This is a genomic window from Burkholderia alba (assembly GCF_034721475.1).
Classification (GTDB): Bacteria; Pseudomonadota; Gammaproteobacteria; order Burkholderiales; family Burkholderiaceae; genus Burkholderia; species Burkholderia alba.
The window spans coordinates 121,800-143,698 of record NZ_JAWJWL010000004.1; the positions used below are offsets into that span (position 1 = coordinate 121,800).

A 21,899-nucleotide genomic window follows, 5' to 3' on the forward strand; every position below is an offset into this window, starting at 1 on the left:
CGCTCAGCGATTCCTTCCTGTACACGCTTTTTATTGACCGGACGCGCCACGATCAGTCGTCGCCGTCTTCGGCGGATGCAACCATCGCATTGATTAGAAATTCGGTCAAGCCTTCGACCGGCACGGACTCTTGAACGTTCTTTTCACCGTCCACACCCGCACCCCGCAACGCTTTCACGCCGGCGGTGCCGTTTTGGATCTCGTCTTCGCCGAAGATCACCGCGAACGCCGCTCCGCTCGCGTCCGCGCGCTTCATCTGCGACTTGAAGCTCGACGACGCGCCGTCCGCGCTGCAATGAAAGATGACGTCGAGGCCCGTATCCCGCAGCCGCTCCGCGACGATGAACGCCTGCTCGCGCGCCGCATCGCCCTGATGAACGACGTAGACGTCGACGCCGTCCTGCTCCGGCACCAGATCGTCTTCCTTCAACAGTTCAAGGATACGCTCCACGCCCATCGCCCAGCCGCATGCGGCGGTCGGCTTGCCGCCGAGCTGCTCGATCAGCGGGTCGTAACGGCCGCCGGCGGCGACCGTGCCCTGCGCGCCGAGCTTGTCGGTCACCCATTCGAACACCGTCAGGTTGTAGTAGTCGAGCCCGCGTACCAGCCGCGGATTGACCGTAAACGGAATGTTGTTCGCCTTCAGCAGCCGCTGCAGACCCTCGAAATGCGCGCGCGATTCGTCGCCGAGGAAGTCGATCAGCTTCGGCGCATTCTGCGCGACGTCCTGCAGCGCCGGATTCTTCGTGTCGAGCACGCGCAGCGGATTCGTATACAGACGGCGCTTCGCTTCCTCGTCCAGCTTGCCGGCATGCTGCTCGAGGTACTTGATCAGTTCGACGCGATGCGCGGCGCGTTCTTCGGCAAGGCCCAGCGAATTGATTTCGAGCTTGATGCCGGTCAGCCCGAGGTCGTCCCACAGGCGCTGGCACATCATGATGATTTCCGCGTCCGCATCCGGGCCCGCGAAGCCGAGCGCCTCGACGCCGACCTGATGGAACTGCCGATAGCGGCCGCGCTGCGGGCGCTCGTGACGGAACATCGGCCCGATGTACCACAGCCGCTTCGGGCCGTCGTACAGCAGGTTGTGCTCGATCGACGCGCGCACGACGGCGGCGGTGTTTTCCGGACGCATCGTCAGGTTTTCGCCGTTCAGCGCATCGGTGAAGCTGTACATCTCCTTTTCCACGATATCGGTCACTTCACCGATACCGCGCGTGAAAAGCTGCGTATGCTCCACGATCGGCGTGCGGATATTCTGATAGCCGTACGCACGCAGCAGCGACTTGACGGTCGCCTCGAAGAACTCCCACAGCCCGGCATCCTGCGGCAGGATGTCGTTCATGCCCTTGACGCCGGCCAGCTTCTCGATCTTTCGCTTTTGTTCTGTCATCTGTTCGGTTGACGATTCAATTCAAGGCCGCGGCGCGGCCATAGTTACGCTCGACGTAGTCGCTGACGATCTGCTGGAACTCTTCCGCGATATGCTCGCCGCGCAGCGTCTTGACCTTCTCGCCGTCGATGAACACCGGCGCGGCGGGGTTCTCCCCCGAACCCGGCAGGCTGATGCCGATGTTCGCGTGCTTCGATTCGCCCGGGCCGTTCACGATACAGCCCATCACCGCGACGTTCATCTTCTCGACGCCCGGATACGCCTTGCGCCACATCGGCATCTGCTCGCGCAGGTAGGTCTGGATCTGCATCGCCAGTTCCTGGAACAGCGTGCTCGTGGTACGGCCGCAGCCCGGGCACGCGATCACCATCGGCGCGAATGCGCGCAGGCCCATCGTCTGCAGGATTTCCTGGCCGACCACCACCTCGCCCGTGCGCGGCGCACCCGGCTCCGGCGTCAGCGAAATACGGATCGTGTCGCCGATCCCTTCCTGCAGCAGCACGCCGAGCGCGGCCGTCGATGCCACGATGCCCTTCGAGCCCATCCCGGCCTCGGTCAACCCCAGATGCAGCGCGAAGCCGCAGCGACGCGCCAGCTCGCGATAAACGGCGATCAGATCCTGCACGCCGCTGACCTTGCACGACAGGATGATCCGGTCGCGTCCGAGACCCAGTTCGACCGCCCGCTCGGCCGAACCGATCGCCGATTGGATCAGCGCTTCGTACATCACGCTCTGCGCACCCCACGGCTGCGCGCGCGCGCCGTTCTCGTCCATCATGCGCGCCAGCAGATCCTGGTCGAGACTGCCCCAGTTCACGCCGATCCGCACCGGTTTGTCGTAACGGGCCGCCGCCTCGATCATCTGCGCGAACTGCGTGTCGCGCTTCGCGCCCTGGCCGACGTTGCCCGGATTGATCCGGTACTTCGACAGCGCTTCCGCGCAGGCGGGGTAATCGCGCAACAGCAAATGCCCGTTGTAGTGAAAATCGCCGACGAGCGGCACCGTCACACCCATCCTGTCGAGCTGCTCGCGCACCGCGGGCACCGCGGCGGCGGCTTCGGGCGTGTTCACCGTGATCCGCACCAGTTCGGAGCCGGCATTGGCCAGTTCCTTGATCTGGATCGCGGTACCGATCGCGTCGGCGGTATCGGTATTCGTCATCGACTGCACGCGGACCGGCGCATTGCCGCCGATCGTGACGAGCTGCCCGCCCCAACGGACATCCACCGCATGCGACACGCGCCGCGGCGCGTGCCCGCCGAACACCGGTTCGGTTGAACAAATCTGACTGCTGCGTGGGGATTGAGCTTCGGATTGCATCGATAGATCCATTTACGCCGGACGCGCCGCCTCCGTGGCAGCGCGCGAATTGAAAAAGCGCCGTGCCCGGTCAGCCACGGCGCTTACCGTCAGGGCAACGTGAACCGCGCGACGTTGCCCCGAGCCGTCGAATATTTTGCCGGATCAACGGATTTTCCGTCGAACGATATCGCATCGAGCCCGGCCTTGTTGCCGATCGTGACCTTGAGCGGCGCATCACCCGCCACCTGTTTCACCTCACCCGCGCGCACCAGCGCGGAAAACACTTCCTTGCCGTTCTTGTCGCGCACGCTGAACCAGCAATCCTGCGTAACCTTCAGCTCGACGACCGACTGGCCGGCGGCCACGGCCACGCTCGCCGCATCGGCAGAAGAAGCCGCCGTGCCCACGACGACAGGCGCGGACGCAACCGGTACCGAGGCAACCGCGGACGCAGGCGCGGAAACCGCCGCCGGAACAGCCGACGCCGGCACGCTGGCCACCGCGGCGGCCGACGCATCCTGCGCGGACACCGCCGTGACACCCGACGCTGCACCGCCGATCGCGTCGCTGGCGGAGGCATCCGACGCGGCGGCCTCCGGCTGCGCCTGTACGGCGGACGCACCCTCCGTACCACCGGATTTGAAGCGCGCCAACCAGTTCGACGATTCGCCGCCCGTGTGCCACATCGCTGCTGCGATCACCGCCAGCACTGCGGCGGCGGCGGCCCATAGCCACGACCGATGGCGCGATGACGAGCCACCCAGCGGAATCGATACCCGGCCGCGCGGCAGATCGGTGCCGGCCGATGCAGGCATCGACAGGTCGACCTCGGGCACGCCCTTCTCGCGGCGCAGCGCCTGCGCGAACGGTTCCGGATCGACGCCAAGCATCTTGGCGTAGCTTCGCACCACCCCCAACGCGAACGTCGCGCCCGGCAGATGGCTGATATCGCCCGCCTCGAGCGCGCGCAGTTTCGGCGGCGCCACCTTGAGCCGCGCCGACACGTCGTCGACCGACCAGCCTTTCGCCTCTCGAAGCTGCGCCAACCGGGCCCCTACCGCCGCCAGCGACTCAAAACCCGCCGGCGCCGGCTTCTGCCCGGCGTTTGTCTCTGCGCCCTTTGACGGCTGCGGCTCGCTCATCCTATTCCTCGCGTCGATTCTTCTTCACTTGCGCGATACCGCCGGCGCTGCCGGGCCAGAAAGCGCAACCGTTATAACAAAATGCGCGACGCAAGCTGCGCCGCATCCGATCGCTGTTCGCGTATTTACCGCTGAAGTCCGGACATCCCCGTCAAACCGCCCGGACCTCGATGATCTTTCCTGCCCCGGTCCGCTCGGCCAGGCGCGTCCGATCCTTCACCGCACCTGCCAGTTGACCGCACGCGGCGTCGATATCGTCGCCGCGGGTCTTGCGTACCGTCGTCACCACGCCCGCATCGATCAGGATCTGCGCGAAACGCTTGATCTGTTCCGATTTCGAGCGCAGCAGGCCCGACTCGGGGAACGGATTGAACGGTATCAGATTGAATTTGCACGGCACGTCGCGCGTCAGCGCGAGGAGCTCGCGGGCATGCGCTTCGGTGTCGTTGACACCGTCCAGCATGCAGTATTCGAACGTAATGAAATCGCGCGGTGCGACCTTCAAATAGCGCTGGCAGGCCGCCATCAGCTCGCGCAGCGGGTGCTTCTTGTTGAGCGGCACCAGCATGTCGCGCAACGGATCGTTGGGTGCGTGCAGCGAAACAGCCAGCGCCACCGGCAATTCCGCGCCCAGCTTGTCCATCATCGGCACCACGCCCGACGTCGACAGCGTGACACGGCGGCGCGACAGCCCGTACGCGTTGTCGTCGAGCATCAGCCGCATTGCAGGCACGACCGCACCGTAATTCAGGAGCGGCTCGCCCATGCCCATCATCACCACGTTGGTGATCACCCGCTCGGCCTTGCCGTTCGGGCCGGGCGCGCGCCCGAGCGACGCTCTGAGCGCGAACTCCGCCATCCGCAACTGCCCGACGATCTCGGCCGTCGACAGATTGCGGGAAAAACCTTGTTTGCCCGTCGAGCAAAACCGGCAGTTGACCGCGCACCCCGCCTGCGACGACACGCACAGGGTGCCGCGCGTCTCTTCGGGGATGTAGACGGTTTCAACCGCATTGCCGTTGCCGACATCGATCAGCCACTTGCGCGTGCCGTCGGCGGAAACGTGATCGCTCGCGATCTCGGGCATGCGAATCTCGGCCCGCCCCTTGAGCTTTTCGCGCAGGGACTTGGCGAGATCGGTCATGCCGTCGAAATCGGCGGCGTTGTACTGATGGATCCAGCGCTGCAATTGCTTGGCGCGAAACGGCTTCTCGCCGAGGCTGCCGCAGTACGCGACAAGACCCTCGGCGTCGAAGTCGAGAAGATTGACGGAAGAGTCGCTCGTCATGATGTCCTACCTTGCCGCTCGCGCCGGATCCCTCTACCCGCTTAGCGCGAGTAGACGTTCATTGCCGGGAAGAAGAACGCGATTTCGACGCTTGCCGTTTCAGCCGCGTCCGAACCGTGCACCGCGTTCGCGTCGATGCTGTCGGCGAAATCCGCACGGATCGTACCCTTTTCAGCCTTCTTCGGGTCCGTCGCACCCATCAGGTCGCGATTCTTCAGGATCGCGCCTTCGCCTTCCAGAACCTGGATCATCACCGGGCCCGAGATCATGAAATCGACGAGGTCCTTGAAGAACGGACGCGCGGCATGCACAGCGTAGAATTTCTCCGCATCGGCGCGCGACAGGTGCGCCATGCGCGACGCGATGACCTTCAGGCCCGCGCCTTCGAAACGGCTGTAGATCTGACCGATCACGTTCTTTGCCACAGCGTCCGGCTTGATGATCGACAGGGTGCGCTCGATTGCCATAAAAACTCCAAAAAATTAAGAAGTTACAGTTTCAAATGAATCCGCTATTGTAACACGATCCCGTGTATCATTGCGATTGAACCCTTACATAGACGAAAGGTTCCAGATCCATGTGTTTCGTCGCCCAAGCCATTGAAACCTAAGGCCTCGAAACCTATCTTAGGTGTAGCAGCGTCGCGGATTGCTGCAGCGCACATCGCGCCCGCATACCCGCAATTCGAACGTTCACACGTTCAATGTTAGGAGAAACCATGAACGACTATCCGTACAACTTCGGCCGCGGCGGCACCGTCAGCACGGTCGAGACCCGCAACCGTGTGTTGCGGAATACCTACTGGCTGCTCGCGCTGTCGATGGTGCCCACCGTGCTGGGTGCCTGGGTCGGCGTCGCCACCGGTTTCTCGCTGTTCGCCGCCACAAGCCCGGCGATGAGCCTGCTCGCGTTCTTCGCGATCGCCTTCGGCTTCATGTTCGCGATCGAGCGCACGAAGAACAGCAGCGTGGGCGTGTTCGTGCTGCTCGGCTTCACGTTCTTCATGGGTCTGATGCTGTCGCGCCTGCTGAGCTTCATCCTCGGTTTCTCGAACGGACCGTCGCTGATCATGATGGCGTTCGGCGGCACCGGCATCATTTTCGCCGCGATGGCGACGATCGCCACCGTCAGCAAACGCGACTTCTCGGGCCTCGGCAAGTGGCTGTTCATGGGCGTGCTCGTACTGCTGCTCGCGATGGTCGCCAACATGTTCCTGAAGCTGCCGGCGCTGATGCTGACGGTCTCGGTGCTCGCGATCGTGATCTTCTCGGCCTACATGCTGTTCGACGTCCAGCGCGTCGTGAACGGCGGCGAGACCAACTACATTTCGGCCACGCTGGCGATCTACCTCGATCTCTACAACGTGTTCACGAACCTGCTCGCGCTGCTTGGCATCTTCGGCGGCAATCGAAACTGACCGCTTGCGCAGACCTCGATAAAAAAACCGGCCTTCGGGCCGGTTTTTTTACGCCTGCTCATTGCCCGCGCATTCAATCGCGCTCGAACACCGCGATCGATTCGACGTGCGACGTATTCGGGAACATGTTCACCACGCCCGCACCCTTCATCCGATAACCCGCTTCGTGAACCAGCAGGCCGGCATCGCGTGCCAGCGTCGCCGGGTTGCAGGACACGTAGACGATCCGCTGCGGCAACGGCCCCCCGCCGCTCTGCGCAATCTCGGCGAGCGCCTTCGAGACGGCCAGCGCCCCTTCGCGCGGCGGGTCGACGAGAAACTTGTCGAACGCGCCAAGCGCGCGCAAGTCGTCCGCCGTCACCTCGAACAGGTTGCGGCACGCGAACGACGTGTGGCCCTCGACGCCATTCTCGCGTGCATTCGCGAGCGCGCGCGTCGTCAGCGCCTCACTGCCTTCGATGCCCACGACCTCGCGCGACAGCCGCGCGAGCGGCAGTGTGAAGTTGCCGATCCCGCAGAACAGATCCAGCACCCGATCGTCGCGCCGGGGGGCCAGCAGGCGCAACGCGCGGCCGACCAGCACACGGTTGATCTGATGGTTCACCTGCGTGAAATCGGTCGGCTTGAACGGCATGCGAATGCCGAATTCAGGCAGCGTGTAGTCGAGCTGAACATCGAGCGGATAGAACGGCGTGACCGTATCCGGGCCCTTCGGCTGCAGCCAGAACTGGACGCCGTGAGTATCCGCGAACTCGCGCAGCAGCACTTCGTCGGCGGCATTGATCGGCTCGAGCACCCGCAGCACCAGCGCCGTGACCTGGGACCCGACGGCCAACTCGATCTGCGGCATGCGCTCGCGAATCGACAGCCCTTCCACCAGCCGGCGCAGCGGCACCAGCATCGCGGACACATGCGGCGGCAGCACCTCGCAACTCGACATGTCTGCAACGTAGCTGCTCTTTTTCTCGTGGAAACCGACCAGCACGCCGCCCTTCTTGACGACGTTGCGCACGGTCAGCCGTGCCCGGTACCGGTATCCCCACGACGGGCCATGAATCGGCGCGAAGATCGTCTCCGCCCGCAGCTTCGCGAGATGCCAGAGATTGTCTTCCAGCACCCGCTGCTTGATCGCGACCTGGGCACGCATGTCGAGGTGCTGCATCGAACAGCCGCCGCAGGTGCCGAAGAACGCGCACTTGGGCTGCACGCGCATGACGCTCGATCGCAGGATATCGACCACCAGCGCCTGCTCGTAGCTCGGCTTGCGGCGGTAGCTCGCATACGTCACACGCTCGCCGGGCAACGCGCCTTCGACGAAAATCACCTTGCCGGGCGTGCCGTCCTCGGCGACGACGCGGCCGACGCCGCGCGCCTCCATGTCGAGCGATTCGATATCGAGAATCGGGGCGCTAACGGGAACGGCGGGCGCGCGTTTCGATGGGCGCGCAGGGGTGGGGACGGCTTCTGACACCAGCTTTTCCTGACGAACTATTGTGGGAAGGCGAGATTGTAGACGAATGCCCGCCCGCCATCGGAGATTCGACGATGAGACTCGTCAACGCGCTCATGGGATCACGGTGCCCGGCCTCGTCAGCATCAAGCCGATGCCCGGCTACCGCCCGAGCACGGCCACCCCCACGCGGAGCAGCCCCCCGGCCGGCACCGGCTGCGTCAGGCGTCGAAAGCCGCGAGGTATTCCGCCCAATGCGGCGCCGGCTCCTGCAGCAGCGCATTCTTCACGAGGGCGATCTCGTCGGTGTACTCGCTAGGGCTGAGTCCGCCGCGCATCTGCTGAAACCGGCAATACAGCAGATAGGTATTCACCACGTCGGTTTCGCAGTAATTCCGGATTTCATCGAGATGCCCCGCCTGGAACGCTGTCCAGACTTGACTGCCGTCCATCCCGAGCTTGCCCGGGAAGCCGCACAGCTTCGCGAGCGCATCGAGCGGCGCGCTTGCGCGCGGCTGATACAGCGCGAGCAAGTCCATCAGGTCCGTATGACGGGTGTGGTAACGCGACAGGTAGTTGTTCCACTTGAATTCGCGATCGTCCTCGCCCATGTCCCAGTAGCGCGGCGCGGCGACGCCATGCACCAGACCCCGGTAATGGAGCACCGGCAGGTCGAAGCCGCCGCCATTCCACGACACGAGTTGCGGCGTGTATTTCTCGATCACGCGGTAGAACGACTGGATCAGCGTGATTTCGGGATCCTCGGGCGTGCCCAGCGAGCGCACGCGAAAACCGGCGTTGTCGCGGAACACACAGGAAATCGCCGCGATCCGTTGTAAATGGTGCGGCAGGAAATCGCCGCCGGTCTTCTCGCGCCGGGCGGCAAAAGCATGCTCGGCCACTTCGGCGTCGCTCAGATCGGCGGGCAAATCCTCGAGACGGCGAATGCCGTCGACATCGGGAATCGTCTCGATGTCAAAAACCAGAATGGGTGTCATCAGTTACAGAACGGCGTCCTTGCGTACGCCGTTGGAGGCAAAGAACCGCTTGAGCCGCACCAGCGCCTCTTGTTGAATCTGGCGGACCCGTTCGCGGGTCAAGCCCATTTCGTCGGCCAGTTCCTCGAGCGTGGCGGGCTCGATGTGATTGAGGCCGAAGCGGCGCTCGATCACATGGCGGTGTTTATCGGAAAGGCGCGACAGCCACGCGCGTGTCAGCGTCTCGAGCTCGCGGTGCTGCACCTCGGCGTCGGGCGACTGGCTCTGATCGTCGGGCAGCAGATCGAGCAGACTGCTGGCGGGATCGAGATCGAGCGGCGCATCGAGCGACGCGGTATGTTCGTTCAGCGCGAGGATGTCGGTGACTTCCTCGGCGGTCTTGCCGGTCAGGTACGCAATGTCGTCGATGCTGGCCTCACGGCGCTCCGCCGCCTCGCCCGTCGACATCGAATTCTTCTCCAGATGACGTTTCGCGCGCAGCACCTGGTTCAGCTCGCGAATCACATGCACCGGCAAGCGCACCGTGCGCGCCTGATTCATGATCGCGCGCTCGATGCTCTGACGAATCCACCAGGTTGCATAGGTCGAAAACCGGAAACCGCGCGTCGGATCGAATTTCTCGATCGCGTGCATCAGCCCGAGGTTGCCCTCCTCGATCAGGTCCAGCAACGGCACGCCGCGGTTCAGATAGCCTTTCGCGATGCTGACGACCAACCGCAGATTGCGCTCGATCATCACCTGACGCGCCTCGAACTCGCCCGCCTTCGCAAGACGCGAATAACGCTGTTCTTCCTCGACCGTCAGCAGCGGCTTCACGCTGATGCGGTTCAGGTAGTGCTGGATCGTGTCGGCGGTCAGTTCCGCCTGCAGCAGCGCACGGAAATCGTCGAGCTCGGGCGCGGCCTCGCTCGGACTTTCACGCCCGTCGGCTGCGTCGTCCGATTCGGCGTCGCGTGCTTCGTATTCACGTTCGGTATCCGCCGAGTCGTCGTCCTCGCCTGTCGAAGCACCCGTGCGCTCCACCGATGCTTGCGTGGCACGACTGATCTTCTCAGACTCGGCTTGCGGCTCGTGGCGCTTCGATTTCGGCATGGTCGTCTCGTCTATTGAGGCGGCAAATACTTCAGCGGATCGACAGGTTTACCCTGCCGGCGAACCTCGAAATGCAGCATCACGCGGTCTGAATCGCTATTTCCCATCTCCGCGATTTTCTGTCCCTTCGTCACTGCATCCCCCTCTTTTACCATCAAAGCGCGGTTGTGTGCATACGCCGTGAGATAAGTCGCGTCGTGCTTGACGATAATGAGGTTGCCGTAGCCGCGCAGGCCGTTGCCCGCGTAGACCACCCGGCCGTCGGCGGCCGCCTTCACCGGATCGCCCGCCGCGCCGCCGATGTTGACACCTTTGTTTTTGGCATCGTCGAAAGTGTTAAGCAACGGGCCGCGCACCGGCCACGCAAACGACACCGCGCCGCCCGCCGCCGCGCCGGTATCGCTCGCCGCGGCAGCCGGCGGAGCCGACGTCGCGCTGGAACCGGACCCATATATCGGCGGCACTGCCGGACCGCTCGACAGCGGCGCGGTCTGCACCGCGGCCCCCGCGATCGGCGCCGTCGCGACGCCTGCGGCGCCGGCCGTCGCATTCGCGCCCGGCGGCGCGACGCGCAGCAGTTGATCGACCTCGATCTGATTCGGATTCGTGAGGTTATTCCACGTAGCGATATCGCGGTAATTCTGGCCGTTCTCGAGGGCAATGCGATACAGCGTATCGCCCGGCTTCACCCGGTAAAACCCGGGCGGCGGCGGGCCGAGCGGCACGGCGGGCTGGGCCGCCGCCGTCGTGCCGAGCGAGCCGGACCGGTCGACGACGGGCGCCTGGTCGAGCCGTGTCGCACACGCGCCCAGTGCAGTGAACGCAGCCACACAGATCGCGCGCTGGGCGAGCGAGAGCGGACTCTTCGAACGATTGTTTTGCATCGCGCGCAACATACTCATCGGTGTCAAATCACTCCGGATTTTAAAGGGACAAAGAAAACGCGATCAAGCCGCGACTCACGCCATTGCGCGGGTGCGACGCGCTCGACGAGCGTCAGCACCTGGGGCTGGCCGCTCTGCGCACCGACCGGGGCAACGAGCCGCCCGCCGATCGCCAGTTGTTCAAGCAGGGCCTGCGGCACGTCGAGGCCGGCCGCCGCGATCACGATCGCGTCGAACGGCGCCGCCGACGGCAGACCCACGCGTCCGTCGCCATAGTGCAATCGGATATTCGGCACACGCAGCGGACGCAAATTCAGTTTTGCGCGCTCGTAGAGCGGTTTGATGCGCTCGATCGAATACACGTCGCGCGCCACCTGACTCAACACCGCCGCCTGATAGCCGCAGCCCGTGCCGATTTCGAGCACCCGCTCGAGCGGCCGGCCCGCCGAAGCGAGTTCGATCATCCGAGCGACGACGGCAGGCTTCGAGATCGTCTGCTGATGGCCGATCGGTAGCGCCGAATCCTCGTAAGCCTGAGCCGCCAGCCCCGGATCCACGAACATGTGGCGCGGCACGACCGACATCGCGTTCAGCACGCGCGGATCGGTCACGCCGTTCGCACGCAGCCGTTCGACCATCCGTTCGCGAACCCGTTCCGAGGTCAATGCGAGCGTACTGTTCAGTGCGACGTTCGGCGCCGGATTCTTGTCGGCCGGCCCGCCCGGCGCGGGCTTCGTCGCCCGGGTCGGGCGCGGGTCCTGCTGCGGCGGACGGACTGGCTTGACGACGGCGGCGGCCGAGCTGAGCCGCTGGCGCGCGGCATCACCGGCTGCATGGCGCTCGCCCGCGCGGCCTTCCGGCTTGCGCGGTTCACGCTTGAGATCCTCGAGCGCAAGCGGAAACCGCTTTGCGCGCTCGCCGCTCATGAGGCGCCGCTCCCGGCGCGCGCCCAGTCGCGCGTCGCGGACAACATCTGCGTATGGGTCAAATCGAGCTGCAACGGTGTAATCGACACCTGGCCGTTCGCGACCGCGTGGAAATCGGTGCCCTCGCTCGCATCCAGCGCCGCGCCCGAAGGTCCGATCCAATAAATAGCTTCGCCGCGCGGGTTGGTCTGACGGATCACCGGCTGCGACGGATGACGCTTGCCGAGCCGAGTGACCGCCCAGCCCCGCAGCGCGTCGTAAGGACGATTCGGAATGTTAACGTTCAGCAGCGGCTGGCCGGCCAGCGGATGGTCGAGGTAATGCCGGACGATCTCGGCCGCCACGCGCGCGGCGGCGTCGAGATGCCCCCAGTCCTTGTCGACCAGCGAAAACGCGATCGCCGGCACGCCGAACATGATGCCTTCGGTCGCGGCCGCAACCGTGCCCGAGTAGAGGGTATCCTCGCCCATGTTCTGGCCGTTGTTGATCCCCGACACGACGAGATCGGGCTTTTCGTCGAGCATGCCGGTCAGCGCGAGATGCACCGAATCGGTCGGCGTGCCGTTCACGTAATGGAAGCCGGTGCTCGCCGAACGCTGCAGCGACAGTGGCCGCGACAGAGTGAGGGAATTTGATGCGCCGCTGCAGTTTTGCTCGGGCGCGATCACCGTGACCTCGGCAAGCGGCAGCAGCGCTTCATGAAGCGCGGCGAGACCGGGCGCGAGATAGCCGTCGTCGTTGCTGAGTAGGATTCGCATCCGGCGATTGTAACCGAGGAAAGATTGCGCGCGAGCGACAGTCGGGCGGGGCCCGCTCGCGGCCCGCCGAGCGCCGCATGACGGGCCCTGGGACGAGCCGGCCGACTCAGATCACGCGCTTTTCGCGCAATGCGTCGATCGCCGCCGTGTCGTAGCCGAGCGTGCGCAGCACCTCGTCCGTGTGTTCGCCCAGCTCCGGCCCGAGCCAGCGCGTATCGCCCGGCGTACCCGACAACTTGGGCGTCACGCCGGGCAGCGCGATCTCCGCGCCGTCGCCCAGTTTGAAACGCTGGATCATCTCACGCGCGGCGAATTGCGGATCGGCGAACATGTCGGCGGCACTGTAGATCCGACCCGCCGGCACATCGGCCGCGTTCAGCACGGTCAGCGCTTCGTCGATGGTGCGCGGCGCGAGCCACGCGGCGATCGCGTCGTCGATTTCCCGTGTACGCGGCACCCGGCCGTCGTTGTGCGCAAGCGCGGGGTCGTCGGCCAGGTCGTCCCGGTCGATCGCTTTCATCAGGCGTTTGAAGATCGGGTCGCTGTTGCCGCCGATCACGACACTGCCGTCGCGGCACGGATAGGTATTCGACGGAACGATGCCGGGCAGCGATGCTCCCGTGCGCTCCCGCACAAGCCCGTACACGCCGTACTCCGGCACGACGCTCTCCATCATGTTGAACACCGCCTCGTAGAGCGCGACATCGACCACCTGCCCCGCGCCGCCGTTCGTATTGCGGTGATGCAGCGCCATCAGCGCACCGATCACGCCATGCAGCGCCGCGATGGAATCGCCGATCGAGATGCCGATGCGGGGGGGCGGCAGCTCCGGGTAACCGGTAATGTGGCGTAACCCGCCCATCGACTCCGCTATCGCACCGAAACCGGGTCGGTCGCGATACGGACCGGTCTGCCCGTACCCGGACAAGCGCACCATGATGAGGCCGGGATTCTCGGCGGACAGGACGTCGTAGCCGAGCCCGAGCTTTTCGAGCAGTCCCGGGCGGAAATTTTCGATGACGATGTCGGCTTCGCGCGCGAGGCGGCGCACGATCTCCTTGCCCTCCCCGGACTTGAGGTTGACCGTCACCGACTTCTTGTTGCGTGCCTGAACGGACCACCAGAGCGACGTACCGCCCGCCTCCGGATACAGCTTGCGCCACTTGCGCAGCGGATCGCCGCCGTTCGGATCCTCGATCTTGATGACCTCCGCGCCGAATTCGGCGCACAGCCGCGCGGCGAACGGTCCCGCGATCAGCGTGCCGAACTCGAGCACCTTGACGCCCGCGAGCGGGCCCGGGGTTGTGCTCATGTCACTCCTCGAACGTTGAGACGAAGGCCTCGGCCGCGCCGCATGGGCCTACATGGTGCGGCGGTCGAGCATCGCGCGCGCGATCGTGCCGGCGTCGACATACTCCAGCTCGCCGCCCACGGGCACACCCCGCGCGAGCCGCGTGACGGCCAGCCCGCGCGCCTTGAGCGTCTGCCCCAGGTAATGCGCGGTCGCTTCGCCTTCGTTAGTGAAATTGGTCGCCAGGACGACTTCCTTGACGATGCCGTCCGATGCGCGCCGCACCAGCCGGTCGAAGTGGATTTCCTTCGGGCCGATGCCGTCGAGCGGGCTGAGACGGCCCATCAGCACGAAATAGAGCCCCCGGTAGGTCATGGTCTGTTCGAGCATGATCTGGTCGGCCGGGGTCTCCACCACGCACAGCAGCGTGGGATCACGCTCCGAATCGGTGCAGACCTCGCAGATCTGCGCCTCCGTGAACGTGTTGCATTTCTCGCAGTGCTGCAGGTGCTCGGTCGCGAACAACAGCGACCGGCCGAGCCGCTCCGCCCCTTCCCGGTCGTGCTGCATCAGGTGATACGCGATGCGTTGCGCCGATTTCGGACCGACGCCGGGCAGCGCGCGCAGCGCCTCGACGAGCGCGGACAGGGCGGAAGGCTGTTTCATGCGAGGCGGCGCCGGTCGAAGCAGCCGTCAGAACGGCAGCTTGAAGCCCGGGGGCAGCGGCAGGCCGGACGTCATGCCGCTCATCTTTTCCTGCGACGTCGCTTCGGCCTTGCGGGCAGCGTCGTTGAACGCAGCGGCAACGAGATCTTCCAGCATGTCCTTGTCGTCGGCGAGCAGGCTCGGGTCGATCGTCACGCGGCGTACCTCGTTCTTGCAGGTCATCGTGACCTTGACGAGACCGGCGCCCGACTGCCCTTCCACTTCGATGAGAGCCAGCTGCTCCTGCATCTTCTTCATATTTTCCTGCATCTGCTGGGCTTGCTTCATCAGCCCCGCGAGTTGGCCTTTCATCATGGACGTGCTCCTTCGTGATCGTTTGAAAACCGGCGCGATCTTAGCGCCGGATCCGGGATTAGGGAATGGGGGCGCGGCGCGCCGCCTCGACAGATCAGTGCAGGGTCGGCGCGGCGCCGTCCGCCGCCTGGCCCGCTTCGGGCGCGACCGGACGCACCGAACCGTCGACGATCCGCGCGCCGAACTCGCGAATCAACTGCTGGACGAACGGATCGGCGCCGATCTCCTGTTCGGCCTCGCGCTGGCGCTGCGCCCGCGCCGCGGCGTCAAGCGCCGCCGCCGTCCGGCGTGCCGGACCGACCTCGACCGCGACCTCCACCGGCTTGCCGAGGGTCTCGGCCAGCGCCGCCTTCAGCTTCGCGACCTGCGCACCGTCCGCGTATTGCGGCACCGGCACGGACAGCTTCAACGTACCGCCTTCCACCGCCGTCAGTTCGCTGTTGAACGCGAGCTGGTACGCGACGCCCTTGAGCGGCAGCGTCGCGGCAAGCGCAGGCCATTCGCCGTCGTAGCCGATCGCATCGAGCGCGATGGCGGCCGGCAGCGGCCGCGCGTCGACCGGCGCGGACAGCGCCGGCTTCGGTGCCACCCGGACGTCGTCGGGGCCGCTGCCGAACGCCGGCACGAAGCCGTCGTCGAGCGGCGCGCCGAACATTTCGTCCGCCGACAGCGGCACGTAATCGTCCGGCGGGATTTCTTCCCACGGCGGCGCATCGCGCGATTCGGCCGGCGCTTGCGGCGCGCGTGCCGCAGCGCGCGGCTCCGGAACGTTCACCCGCGGCGCGGGCTTTGCAGCGGGTGCAGGCGCGGCCGCCGGCACCGCCGATTTCGCGGCGCCGTTGGCACTTGCACGGTCGCGATCCGTCGACACGCGCATGCCGGCGTTGCGCAACACGTCGAGCGCGGCAGCCGCACCGCCGGCGCGAGTCGATGTTTCGACACTGCGAGGCGCAACCGGCGCGGCGGCTTCGGGCGCCCGTGCGGCCCGCTCCGCCACGGGCGGCGCGGCTGGCGCAACCGCCTGCAGCGGCACTTCGGCCACCGGTGAAACAGCCGGCTCGGCACCGGATTGGGGTAATTCGATCGGCGGTACGGCAGCCGGCGCAGCAACAGCGGCGGGCACGGATCGCGAAGGCGGCTCAGCCGCTTCGACAACGGGCTCGCTCGCGGCCCGCGGCGCGGGCGCAGGTTTCGCCGACCGGGCCACCGGCACGGCGGCCGCGCGCGCGTTCGACGCCGTGCCGGCCGTCGCCGACAGTCCGCCGGGCGCATGCCCGCCCGCTGAAGCGGCCGGTTCGAACGCGAGCATCCGCAGCAGCGTCATCGTGAAGCCCGCATACTCGTCGGGCGCCAAGCCGAGTTCGCTCCGACCTACTGTCGCAATCTGGTAGTAGAGCTGGACCTGCTCCGCGTTCAGCAGTTCGGCGAAGCGGCGCAGATCGCCCGCCTCCGGCCATTCGTCGAGCACCGACGCCGGCGCGAACTGCGCCCAGGCGATCCGGTGCAGCAATCCGGCGAGATCCTGCAGCGCCGTCGAAAACGACAAGCTGCGCAGCGACATCTCGTCGGCGATCGCCAGGATCGCGGGACCATCGGCGGCGGCCAGCGCATCCAGCAGACGCACCATGTAAGTCTGATCGAGCGCCCCCAGCATGCCGGACACCGCGGCTTCCGTCACCTGGTTCGCGGAATAGGCGATCGCCTGGTCGGTCAGCGACAACGCGTCGCGCATGCTGCCCTGCGCCGCCCGCGCCAGCAACCGCAGCGCCTGCGATTCGAACTCGATCCGTTCCTCGCCGAGAATCCGCTCGAGATGCGACACGATGTGGCCCGCCGGCATCTGCTTCAGATTGAATTGCAGACAGCGCGACAGCACCGTGACGGGGATTTTCTGCGGATCGGTGGTGGCAAGAATGAACTTGACGTGCGGCGGCGGCTCCTCGAGCGTCTTCAGCATCGCGTTGAACGCGTGATTCGTCAGCATGTGCACTTCGTCGATCATGTAGACCTTGAAGCGCGCATCCACGGGCGCGTACACGGCGCGTTCGAGCAGCGCCGCCATTTCGTCGACGCCGCGATTGCTCGCCGCATCCATTTCGACGTAATCGACGAAACGCCCCTCGTCGATTTCGCGGCATGCGCGGCAGACGCCGCACGGCTGCGATGTAACGCCCGTCTCGCAATTGAGCGCTTTCGCGAAAATGCGCGACAGCGTGGTCTTGCCGACGCCGCGGGTGCCCGTGAACAGATAGGCGTGATGCAAACGCCCGCCGTCGAGCGCGTGCGTAAGCGCCCTGACGACGTGCTCCTGGCCGACGAGCGAAGCGAAATCCTTCGGACGCCACTTGCGTGCGAGAACTTGATAGGTCATCGCGAAATTGTATCAGCAACGATGCATCGCGCCGACAGCTTGAACACCGCCGGATGCGCATTCGCGCGCGCGAGCAGGAGAATCGACAAGGGGATGGGTAAAACAGAAAGGAGGGTGACGAGCCTGACCCTCGGCACTGGTGGAAAACGGCTGTGGCTGCTTCGTTCCCGACCTGACCAGGTTGACCATCCCTCCATGCGAGGAGGCCCGTCACGTCACATTCTATCACCGCTTGATGCCCGACGCGACCCTTATCTCGGCTTCCTCCCGGCGTTTTCATCGAAGCCGGCTCTTGTGTTTACCGCGAACACCTCCAACTGTCACATCGCAGCGGATCAGGATGGGCGTCACACCCCTACTCGCGGAACGGCTACTATCGCCGTCCACAGCGGATAGCAATTTAGGCTAATATGACGCCCGAATGACCCGCGAGCCGCGGTACGCAGCGCTCGGCCCTTCTCCCTCGAGAGAGCGGAGCGCCTGCCCCAGCGGCCGGCCGCCCGGCGGCGACCGGCGCGCCAGCATTGGCGCCTGCAGGCAGTCCCCGAACCGAAAGAGGTATTGACCCAATGAGCGAACAGATCAAACACATCAGCGACGCATCGTTCGAACAGGACGTCGTCAAATCCGACAAGCCCGTGCTGTTGGACTTCTGGGCCGAATGGTGCGGCCCGTGCAAAATGATCGCCCCGATCCTCGACGAAGTCGCGAAGGATTACGGCGACAAGCTGCAGATCGCCAAGATCAACGTCGACGACAATCAGGCGACGCCGGCCAAGTTCGGCGTGCGCGGCATCCCGACCCTGATCCTGTTCAAGAACGGCGCAGCGGCCGCCCAGAAGGTCGGCGCCCTGTCGAAATCGCAACTGACCGCGTTCCTCGACAGCCATCTTTAATTAGAAGCACCGCCCGTACGTGTTGTCAGCCGACAACACGTACGCCGCGAACCCGCCGATCGGCCACTCAGGCCCGAATCGGCCTATGCTAGAATTAAAAACGTCGACAAGACGCATTTAAGTCTCTGAGCGCTTCCGCTCGCCCTCCTCCCTATTTCTTTCGTCGCATCTTCTCCTCCCTGGCGGGATCTCCGTATGCATTTATCCGAGCTTAAGTCTCTGCACGTCTCCGAATTGATCGAAATGGCCAATGGCCTGGAGATCGAAAACGCGAACCGCCTGCGCAAGCAGGAGTTGATGTTCGCCATTCTCAAAAAGCGCGCCAAGACGGGAGAAACGATCTTCGGCGACGGCACGCTCGAAGTGCTGCCGGACGGTTTCGGCTTCCTCCGCTCGCCCGAGATGTCCTATCTCGCGAGCACCGACGACATTTACATCAGCCCGTCGCAGATCCGCCGCTTCAACCTGCACACCGGCGACACGATCGAAGGGGAAGTGCGCACGCCGAAGGACGGCGAGCGCTATTTCGCGCTGGTCAAGGTCGACAAAGTCAACGGGCAGCCGCCCGAGGCCTCGAAACACAAGATCATGTTCGAGAACCTCACGCCGCTGCATCCGAACAAGCCGCTGTCGCTCGAGCGCGAAATGCGCGGCGAGGAAAACGTCACGGGCCGCATCATCGACATGATCGCGCCGATCGGCAAGGGCCAGCGCGGTCTGCTCGTCGCGTCGCCGAAGTCCGGCAAGACCGTGATGCTTCAGCACATCGCGCATGCGATCAAGCAGAACCACCCGGACGTGATCCTGTTCGTGCTGCTGATCGACGAGCGCCCCGAAGAAGTGACCGAAATGCAGCGCTCCGTTGCGGGCGAAGTGATCGCGTCGACCTTCGACGAGCCGGCCACGCGTCACGTGCAAGTCGCCGAAATGGTGATCGAAAAGGCCAAGCGCCTGGTTGAAATGAAGCACGACGTCGTGATTCTGCTCGACTCGATCACCCGCCTCGCCCGCGCGTACAACACCGTGATCCCGGCGTCGGGCAAGGTGCTGACGGGCGGTGTCGACGCAAACGCGCTGCAGCGCCCGAAGCGCTTCTTCGGCGCCGCGCGCAATATCGAGGAAGGCGGTTCGCTGACCATCATCGGCACGGCGCTGATCGAAACCGGCAGCCGCATGGACGACGTGATCTACGAGGAATTCAAGGGCACCGGCAACATGGAAGTGCACCTGGAGCGCCGCCTCGCCGAGAAGCGCGTGTATCCGTCGATCAACCTCAACAAGTCGGGCACGCGCCGCGAAGAAATGCTGATCAAGCCCGAGATCCTGCAAAAGATCTGGGTGCTGCGCAAGTTCATCCACGACATGGACGAGGTCGAGGCGATGGAATTCCTGCTCGACAAGATTCGTCAGACCAAGAGCAATTCCGAATTCTTCGATCTGATGCGCCGCGGCGGCTGATCCCCGCAGTTGCGTCGCCAGGAGCCGCCCGCATTCCGGGCGGTTTTTTTGCGCGCCAACCTGTACGTGAACGTTCACGTTGATCTATAATCCGGCTCATCGAATCCCGCTCCGGGTGTTCCGTACCATGAGCCTTGAAACCTCCACCCTCCTGCTGACCGTGCGCGATGCCGCCGAGCAGCTTGGCGTCACGCCGCGCACGCTCAAGTATTACGAAGAACGCGGCCTCGTGACGCCAAGCCGCAGCGAAGGCCGCTACCGCCTCTACGACGCAAGCGATCTCGAGCGCTTCGGCCGCATCCTGCGGCTGCGGGCGATCGGCTTCTCGCTGCACGGCATCACCGAAATGCTCAAGCGCCCGCTCGAAGCGACAGGCGACGGGCAGCGCCGCTATTCGGACGCTTCGCTGCAGGGCATTCATGCTGATCTCGCCCGGCAGATCGCCACCCTCGATACCCGGATCGCGGCCGCGCAGCGCGAATTGAAAGAGGTCCGGACGCTCAAGAAGGAACTGCAGCACGACATCGATTACATCGAGCGGCGGCTCGCGGGCGAAAACCGCGAAGCGCTGATCGCGCAGCGGCAGGCGGCGGCCGGCCGCAAGGCCCGCCAGAGCAAGGCATGAGCGCAACGCCGAGCCGACAGCCGGTGTGGAGCACCGCCAGCCTGCGCGGCGACGTCTTTCCATGGGTACTCGCGCTCGTCACGGGCCTCGATTATTTCGACAACGCGGTTTTTTCGTTCTTTGCGAGCTACATCGCGGGCGGAATCAACGCTTCGCCGGACGAACTCGTCTGGTCGTCAAGCGCGTATGCGGTCGCCGCCGTGCTGGGGATCCTGCAGCAGCAATGGTGGGTCGACCGGCTCGGCCATCGCCGCTATATCGCCGGATGCATGCTGATGTTCTCGCTCGGCGCCGCCGGCGCGGCATTGGCCGACACCTCGCTGCAACTTGCATTCGCGCGAGGTTTCCAGGGCTATTTCATCGGCCCGATGATGGGCGCCTGCCGGATCCTGATCCAGATCAGCTTCACGCCGCAGCAACGCCCTCCCGCAACCCGCGCATTTCTCATCATGCTGCTGCTGGGCAGCGCGCTCGCGCCGATCGCCGGCGGCCTGCTGGTCGCGCATTTCACCTGGCGCGCCCTGTTCGCGTGCACGGTCCCGGTCGGCATCGCGTTCGCGGGCCTCGCGCTCCTCGCGCTGCCGAATTCGGGCAACACCCCGCTCGAAGCGCGCGGCAACGCGCATTTCTGGCCTTACGTGATCTTCGCATTCGCTCAAGGCGCGCTGCAGATCGTCATGCAGCAGGTGCGCTATCAGCTGTTCGCCGGTTCTCCGCAACTCATCCTGCTGACGGCGGGCGGCCTGGGCGGCCTCGCGTGGTTCGTCTATCACCAGTGGCATCACCCGTCGCCGCTGGTGCGCCTGCACGCGTTCCGCGAAAGCACGTTCCGGGTCGGGCTGCTGCTCTACATGTTCTACTATTACGAGACCACGGGCTTCAGCTATCTGATCTCGCGCTTCCTCGAATCGGGGCTGGGTTTCCCGGTCGAGAACGCGGGACGGCTGGTCGGCACGATGTCGTTGATTTCCGCCAGCGCGCTGTTCGTCTATCTGCGCTACGCAAAGCTGCTCACGCACAAGAAGTGGGTCATCGTGCCGGGCTTCGCGCTCGCGGCATTCGCCGCGCTCTGGATGACCCGAATGGCGCCCGACATCGGCGAGGCGGCACTGATCGTGCCGTTGCTGCTGCGCGGCCTGCTGTTGCTGTTCATCGTGCTGCCGGTGGCGAACCTCACGTTCCGCGTATTCGCAATCGACGAGTACACGCACGGCTATCGGCTGAAGAACATCGTCCGCCAGCTGACGATCTCGTTCGCCACCGCATCGGTCATCATCGTCGAGCAGCACCGGCAGGCGGTGCACCAGACCCGCCTCGCCGAGCAGGCAAACGTCTACAACCCGCTGTTCCAGCAGACCCTCGACACGTTGACGCGCAGCTTCGTCGCCGCGGGCCACGCGCTGAACGACGCCCATGCGCTGGCGCTCGTCTCGGTCAGCAGGATGATCGCGCAGCAGGCCGCGTTTCTCACGTCGCTCGACGGCTTCTACTTCCTGGCCGCCGTCGCAATCTGCGGCGGACTGTTCGCCGCCTGGCAAAAAGAGATCGATTAGGGTACGTTTAGCGCCTGTCCATCGCGTCCCGCCT

At 65.0% G+C, this 21,899-nt stretch carries 20 protein-coding genes and 1 other RNA gene; 5 read left to right on the top strand and 16 right to left on the bottom strand.

The genetic code is table 11. The features are described from left to right. Window positions 1-52 precede the first annotated feature (52 nt). The 5 genes from hisS to ndk all read right to left on the bottom strand — a co-directional run bounded on the left by hisS (window position 53) and on the right by ndk (window position 5,593). Window positions 53-1,393: a histidine--tRNA ligase gene (gene hisS / locus RZR99_RS05560; protein WP_323118743.1), complete on the bottom strand. Its 1,341-nt coding sequence runs from the start codon at window positions 1,391-1,393 to the stop codon at window positions 53-55. 16 nt (window positions 1,394-1,409) lie between these two features. Further along, entirely contained in the window at window positions 1,410-2,714 is a 1,305-nt protein-coding gene (gene ispG, locus RZR99_RS05565; protein WP_323118744.1) for a flavodoxin-dependent (E)-4-hydroxy-3-methylbut-2-enyl-diphosphate synthase, read from the bottom strand. 89 nt (window positions 2,715-2,803) lie between these two features. After that, window positions 2,804-3,838, bottom strand: a complete 1,035-nt coding sequence (locus RZR99_RS05570; protein WP_323118745.1) for a helix-turn-helix domain-containing protein — start codon at window positions 3,836-3,838, stop codon at window positions 2,804-2,806. A gap of 151 nt (window positions 3,839-3,989) precedes the next feature. Further along, window positions 3,990-5,126: a 23S rRNA (adenine(2503)-C(2))-methyltransferase RlmN gene (rlmN, locus tag RZR99_RS05575; RefSeq protein ID WP_323118746.1), complete on the bottom strand. Its 1,137-nt coding sequence runs from the start codon at window positions 5,124-5,126 to the stop codon at window positions 3,990-3,992. Between the two features lie 41 nt (window positions 5,127-5,167). Then, window positions 5,168-5,593, bottom strand: a complete 426-nt coding sequence (ndk, locus tag RZR99_RS05580) for a nucleoside-diphosphate kinase (protein WP_323118747.1) — start codon at window positions 5,591-5,593, stop codon at window positions 5,168-5,170. 251 nt (window positions 5,594-5,844) lie between these two features. On the opposite strand from ndk, the gene RZR99_RS05585 reads away from it, so the two are divergent. Further along, entirely contained in the window at window positions 5,845-6,543 is a 699-nt protein-coding gene (locus tag RZR99_RS05585; RefSeq protein WP_323118748.1) for a Bax inhibitor-1/YccA family protein, read from the top strand. Between the two features lie 73 nt (window positions 6,544-6,616). On the opposite strand, the gene rlmD is transcribed toward RZR99_RS05585, so the two are convergent. From rlmD to ffs, 11 genes are all read right to left on the bottom strand, one after another. Then, window positions 6,617-8,014, bottom strand: coding sequence for a 23S rRNA (uracil(1939)-C(5))-methyltransferase RlmD (rlmD, locus tag RZR99_RS05590; protein ID WP_407655404.1), 1,398 nt, complete (start codon window positions 8,012-8,014; stop codon window positions 6,617-6,619). 200 nt (window positions 8,015-8,214) lie between these two features. Then, a complete protein-coding gene (locus RZR99_RS05595; RefSeq protein WP_323118749.1) occupies window positions 8,215-8,991 on the bottom strand; it encodes a 3'-5' exonuclease in 777 nt (258 codons plus the stop codon). A gap of 3 nt (window positions 8,992-8,994) precedes the next feature. Continuing rightward, entirely contained in the window at window positions 8,995-10,083 is a 1,089-nt protein-coding gene (gene rpoS, locus RZR99_RS05600) for an RNA polymerase sigma factor RpoS (RefSeq protein WP_323118750.1), read from the bottom strand. Window positions 10,084-10,094: 11 nt separating this feature from the next. Continuing rightward, complete coding sequence (locus RZR99_RS05605) at window positions 10,095-10,985, bottom strand: peptidoglycan DD-metalloendopeptidase family protein (RefSeq protein WP_323118751.1); 891 nt, start codon at window positions 10,983-10,985, stop codon at window positions 10,095-10,097. Between the two features lie 5 nt (window positions 10,986-10,990). Then, a complete protein-coding gene (locus RZR99_RS05610) occupies window positions 10,991-11,893 on the bottom strand; it encodes a protein-L-isoaspartate(D-aspartate) O-methyltransferase (RefSeq protein ID WP_323118752.1) in 903 nt (300 codons plus the stop codon). Continuing rightward, window positions 11,890-12,651, bottom strand: a complete 762-nt coding sequence (surE, locus tag RZR99_RS05615; RefSeq protein ID WP_323118753.1) for a 5'/3'-nucleotidase SurE — start codon at window positions 12,649-12,651, stop codon at window positions 11,890-11,892. Before surE ends, RZR99_RS05610 begins: the two co-directional genes overlap by 4 nt. Before the next feature lie 106 nt (window positions 12,652-12,757). Then, window positions 12,758-13,963, bottom strand: a complete 1,206-nt coding sequence (locus tag RZR99_RS05620; RefSeq protein ID WP_323118754.1) for a CaiB/BaiF CoA transferase family protein — start codon at window positions 13,961-13,963, stop codon at window positions 12,758-12,760. A gap of 48 nt (window positions 13,964-14,011) precedes the next feature. Further along, window positions 14,012-14,608, bottom strand: coding sequence for a recombination mediator RecR (gene recR / locus RZR99_RS05625; protein ID WP_323118755.1), 597 nt, complete (start codon window positions 14,606-14,608; stop codon window positions 14,012-14,014). 27 nt (window positions 14,609-14,635) lie between these two features. Continuing rightward, a complete protein-coding gene (locus tag RZR99_RS05630) occupies window positions 14,636-14,962 on the bottom strand; it encodes a YbaB/EbfC family nucleoid-associated protein (RefSeq protein ID WP_323118756.1) in 327 nt (108 codons plus the stop codon). A 94-nt stretch (window positions 14,963-15,056) separates the two neighbouring features. Further along, entirely contained in the window at window positions 15,057-17,333 is a 2,277-nt protein-coding gene (gene dnaX / locus RZR99_RS05635) for a DNA polymerase III subunit gamma/tau (RefSeq protein WP_323118757.1), read from the bottom strand. A 113-nt stretch (window positions 17,334-17,446) separates the two neighbouring features. Next, window positions 17,447-17,545, bottom strand: an RNA gene (gene ffs, locus RZR99_RS05640) — signal recognition particle sRNA small type. A 357-nt stretch (window positions 17,546-17,902) separates the two neighbouring features. Between ffs and trxA the strand changes: the two genes are divergently transcribed. The 4 genes from trxA to RZR99_RS05660 all read left to right on the top strand — a co-directional run bounded on the left by trxA (window position 17,903) and on the right by RZR99_RS05660 (window position 21,865). Next, entirely contained in the window at window positions 17,903-18,229 is a 327-nt protein-coding gene (gene trxA, locus RZR99_RS05645; RefSeq protein ID WP_323118758.1) for a thioredoxin TrxA, read from the top strand. A gap of 195 nt (window positions 18,230-18,424) precedes the next feature. Beyond that, window positions 18,425-19,687, top strand: coding sequence for a transcription termination factor Rho (gene rho, locus RZR99_RS05650; RefSeq protein WP_006478662.1), 1,263 nt, complete (start codon window positions 18,425-18,427; stop codon window positions 19,685-19,687). 127 nt (window positions 19,688-19,814) lie between these two features. Next, the gene (locus tag RZR99_RS05655) at window positions 19,815-20,312 is read left to right on the top strand and encodes a MerR family transcriptional regulator (protein ID WP_323118759.1); all 498 of its coding nucleotides are present in this window, start codon (window positions 19,815-19,817) and stop codon (window positions 20,310-20,312) included. After that, complete coding sequence (locus tag RZR99_RS05660; RefSeq protein WP_323118760.1) at window positions 20,309-21,865, top strand: MFS transporter; 1,557 nt, start codon at window positions 20,309-20,311, stop codon at window positions 21,863-21,865. The genes RZR99_RS05655 and RZR99_RS05660 overlap by 4 nt, the downstream gene beginning before the upstream one ends. Window positions 21,866-21,899 lie beyond the last annotated feature (34 nt).